Annotated in this window: 4 protein-coding genes; all 4 read right to left on the bottom strand. The window is 40.2% G+C overall.

All coding sequences use genetic code 11. The annotated features are described in order from the left end of the window. Nucleotides 1-126 precede the first annotated feature (126 nt). Nucleotides 127-357: a DNA gyrase inhibitor YacG gene (gene yacG, locus CWC30_RS17645; RefSeq protein WP_138627750.1), complete on the bottom strand. Its 231-nt coding sequence runs from the start codon at nt 355-357 to the stop codon at nt 127-129. 64 nt (nt 358-421) lie between these two features. Further along, the gene (gene pilB, locus CWC30_RS17640) at nt 422-2,098 is read right to left on the bottom strand and encodes a type IV-A pilus assembly ATPase PilB (protein ID WP_138627749.1); all 1,677 of its coding nucleotides are present in this window, start codon (nt 2,096-2,098) and stop codon (nt 422-424) included. A gap of 134 nt (nt 2,099-2,232) precedes the next feature. Further along, on the bottom strand, nt 2,233-2,862 hold the full coding sequence (gene coaE, locus CWC30_RS17635; protein ID WP_138627748.1) for a dephospho-CoA kinase: 630 nt from the start codon (nt 2,860-2,862) through the stop codon (nt 2,233-2,235). Nucleotides 2,863-2,864: 2 nt separating this feature from the next. Continuing rightward, on the bottom strand, nt 2,865-3,776 hold the full coding sequence (locus CWC30_RS17630) for a prepilin peptidase (protein WP_138627747.1): 912 nt from the start codon (nt 3,774-3,776) through the stop codon (nt 2,865-2,867). Between the last annotated feature and the right edge of the window lie 194 nt (nt 3,777-3,970).

The raw sequence follows: 3,970 nt of genomic DNA, 5'->3' as shown, positions 1-3,970 counted from the left end.
ATCCTTATACCTGAAGGGGGTTTAACCCGCTGCTACAGGTATAAAAAAACCTTGCGATGTTAACCACAAGGTTTTTTTATTTCTCGAACCTCGAACCTCGAACCTCGAACCTCGAACCCTTAAAAATCACTTAAAAAAGTTATCTTCGTTTTTTGCCATCATTGCTTCAATATCTTCAATCATGTCTTGACTGAACTCATCTGCAGATGTAATCGGCGCTGAAATTTTATTATTTTCAAACGACCATTCACCTAAATCAATAAGTTGGCAACGTTTTGAACAAAAAGGGCGATTCGGACTTTGTGCTGACCATTCTACTTTTGCTTTACAGGTTGGGCAGTTAACCACTGTTGGCATAATTTACTCTCACATTAATATAGGCTTTGCGACTCAATTTATAATAAACAGCTAAGCTTTCTATTTAAAAACTAGTGACACGATTAATCTCAGCAAGTGAGGTCACACCCTCTGCAGCTTTACGAATACCCGATAAACGCAAATTATTATATCCTGCTTTAAGTGATACATCCGCAATTTCTAATGAGTTACCGCCGCGCATTATAATTTGCGCTATTTCAGGCGTAATTTTCATTACTTCGTAAATACCAACACGGCCTTTGTAGCCATCGGTACAGTTTTCACAGCCTTTAGGTGCGTATAAAACCATGTCTTGAATTTGCTGTTCACTAAAGCCTTGGCGTATAAGCTCTTCGCGAGGTAATTGCTCTGGTGTTTTACATTTAGAGCATAATCTTCGGGCTAAACGCTGAGCTATAATTAAACTAATAGAACTGGCCACATTATACGCGGGTACACCCATATTTAACAAACGAGTAATTGTTTCTGGCGCTGAATTGGTATGCAGTGTTGAGAGCACCAAGTGACCGGTTTGCGCCGCTTTAATTGATATTTCTGCAGTTTCTAAATCACGTATTTCACCCACCATCACCACATCGGGATCTTGACGTAAAAACGCCCGCAGTGCATTAGCAAAGGTCATATCGGCTTTAGTATTTATTTGTACTTGGTTAACCCCTTCGAGGTTAATTTCTACCGGATCTTCAGCGGTACTAATATTCCGCTCCGGCTGATTGAGTATATTTAAGCCCGTATACAAAGAAACCGTTTTACCCGAACCTGTCGGCCCGGTAACCAAAATCATGCCTTGCGGTTGCTCAAGTGCATCGAGGTATAGTTTTTTCTGCTCGGGTTCATAGCCTAATACATCAATACCTAGCATGGCACTTGATGAATCAAGAATACGCATTACAATTTTTTCGCCCCACAAAGTGGGCATGGTACTAACACGAAAATCAATACTTTTACGCTCAGTGATTTTAAGCTTAATACGGCCATCTTGTGGTTTACGCTTTTCTGCAATATCCAGTCGCGACATTACTTTTATTCGCGCCGATAGCTTACTGGCCAATGTTTTTGGCGGGCTGGCAACTTCGTACAAAATACCATCTATGCGAAAGCGAATACGATATTTGTGTTCATAAGGTTCAAAGTGTAAATCTGAGGCGCCTTTTTTTATTGCATCCATTAAAATTTTATTAATGTAGACAATTATCGGGGCGTCGTCTTTGTCATCGTCTTTAGGGGGGTGTTCTTTGTGCTGCTCAGAATCGAGTTCAGCAAACTCTTTAAATTCATCGGCGCTTAAATCTAAGCTGCCTGCAGCATCGAGTAATTGCTCAATTTTGTTATCGAGCTGGACGTAGTCAACCACAACTACTTCGCACGATAAACCCGTGCTAAATTCAAAGTTTTCAAAAGCGCCGTAATCGGTAGGATCTGAGGCGGCAATATACACTTTCCTGCCTTTTTGTACCAAAGGCAAAATGTGGTGTTTGCGGATCAGCTTTTCTTTAACTAGCTCGGCAGGAATTTGTGCAACATTAAAATCTTTTAAATCAAAAAAAGGCACTCTAAATAAATCAATGCATTGCTCAGCTAAATCTTTACTGTCTATTTTTCCACATTTAGAGATAAGCTCTGCAGTTGAGGCAAAGTCTTGCTGCCTGGCTTTTATGGTATCGGTATCAACCCGGCCGAGGGTAATAAATTTTCTTAATAACGGTGAGTTAATATTCATTGCGCACCTGATTTAATCCTTCATTTGTCAGCAATTTATCAGAAAAAAGAAAGGAATACATTAATCGTACCAATGCAGCAGATAATTTACTGATAAAAATATCAGTTTATTGCGCTGTGATTGGGTTAGTCACTCTATATTGTAGACTTTGCTTGCTGTAAATAATAATTATGTAGCTTAAGTAAGTCTTGTTTTACATCGCTTAGGTCGCGGTTATTATTTAAAATATCATCCGCTTTTTGTTGTTTATGCTCTCGAGACATTTGTGCGTCAATAATTTGTTTTGCTTGTTCAGTGCTTATATTGTCGCGCTGTGTAGTACGTGCAATTTGCACCTCTTTGGGAACGTCTATTAGCAAAGTACGATGACAGTAGCCATCAAGCCCATTTTCAAATAATAGTGGGGCAACTAACACCACGTAGTCGCTTTGCGCGTTTTTTAAGTCAGTGAGTAGTTTAGTGCGTATTAAAGGGTGCAGCAGGGCATTGAGCCACGCTTTTTGCTCAGCGTTACTAAAAATACGCGCTCTTAGCTCGCCACGATTTAAAGCGCCATATTCATCGAGTATGTCAGTGCCAAAATGCGCAATAATCGCTTTTAAGCCATCAGTGCCGGGTTCAACCACTTGGCGAGCCACTATATCTGCATCCACAATAGTAATACCTAGTGCTGCCAACATATCGCTAACTGCAGTTTTACCGCAGCCAATCCCGCCGGTTAGCCCTAGCACCCAGTTATTTTTATGATGTTGTGTATTGCTCATAGTTAATAGCCAATAAAATTAAAATAGCTGTTTTGCAGTTGCGACCCCCATAGCATAGTGATCCAACCGGCTATTGCTAAGTAAGGGCCAAAAGGAATAGGCGTTGCTTTGTCTTTACCTTGAATGCTCAGCAGGGCAATGCCAATTACAGCGCCAACTACGCTGGAGAGCAAAATAATGGTTAATAGCGACTGCCAGCCAAGTAGAGCACCAAACACCGCAAGTAACTTAAAGTCGCCATAGCCCATGCCTTCTTTACCGGTTAATAGCTTAAATAGCCAAAACATACTCCACAGGCTTAAATAGCCGCAGGCGGCCCCGATTATTGCATCACTCGGGCTTATTGTTACGCCCATTACAGCGGCTATAAGCGCAAGCCATACTAGCGGTAAAGTAAGCTGATCGGGCAGTAACATGTGGTCAATATCAATAAAAGTCAGTGCTACCAATGCCCAAGTAATGGCAACATATAATAAAGCCTGCTCTGTTGCGCCAAAGCGGTAGGCAACCACTAAACTTAAAATAGCGGTAATGGCTTCAACGAGAGGGTAACGCACTGATATTGGGTTGTTACAGGTCGCGCATTGTCCTTTTAAAAATAACCAACTAATAATGGGAATATTTTGCCATGGCTTTATGGCTGCTTTGCACTTTGGGCAGCATGAATTGGGTTTAACTAAGTTAAACGTGTCAATAGTGTGTTCAGTGGTCTGTTTAGCCTTTGGGCTGGTTAGTTCATCGGCTAATAATAAGCGGCATTCAGTTTGCCATTCTTTTTGCATCATTAGCGGCAAGCGATAAATCACCACATTTAAAAAGCTACCAATACATAAACTCACTAGGCCAATCGTGGTTAAGTAAAACCATAAATGGCTTTGCATTGCGGTGATGATATCAATAAAAAAAGTATGCATTTATTTTACCTAAAACTAAATTCTGCGTTGATAATACAGTGGTTTTATTTAAGTGCAAAGTTAGGATTAGGTTAAAGGTTAAAGGTTAAAGGTTAAAGGTTAAAGGTTAAAGGTTAAAGGTTAAAGGTTAAAGGTTATTTGAAAAAAGTTATAGGGTATATGAATATAGGATAAAAGATACATTCTTACAGTAT

This window comes from Pseudoalteromonas sp. S4741 (assembly GCF_005886135.1).
Taxonomy (GTDB): Bacteria; Pseudomonadota; Gammaproteobacteria; order Enterobacterales; family Alteromonadaceae; genus Pseudoalteromonas; species Pseudoalteromonas tetraodonis.
The sequence above is the reverse complement of the archived record's forward strand: the minus strand, read 5'-3'. Positions and strand labels throughout refer to the sequence as shown.

Bases quoted from the DNA above. Each gene is read 5' to 3' on its own strand.
- yacG (WP_138627750.1), bottom strand. From the start codon at position 357: ATGCCAACAGTGGTTAACTGCCCAACCTGTAAAGCAAAAGTAGAATGG.
- pilB (WP_138627749.1), bottom strand. From the start codon at position 2,098: ATGAATATTAACTCACCGTTATTAAGAAAATTTATTACCCTCGGCCGG.
- coaE (WP_138627748.1), bottom strand. From the start codon at position 2,862: ATGAGCAATACACAACATCATAAAAATAACTGGGTGCTAGGGCTAACC.
- CWC30_RS17630 (WP_138627747.1), bottom strand. From the start codon at position 3,776: ATGCATACTTTTTTTATTGATATCATCACCGCAATGCAAAGCCATTTA.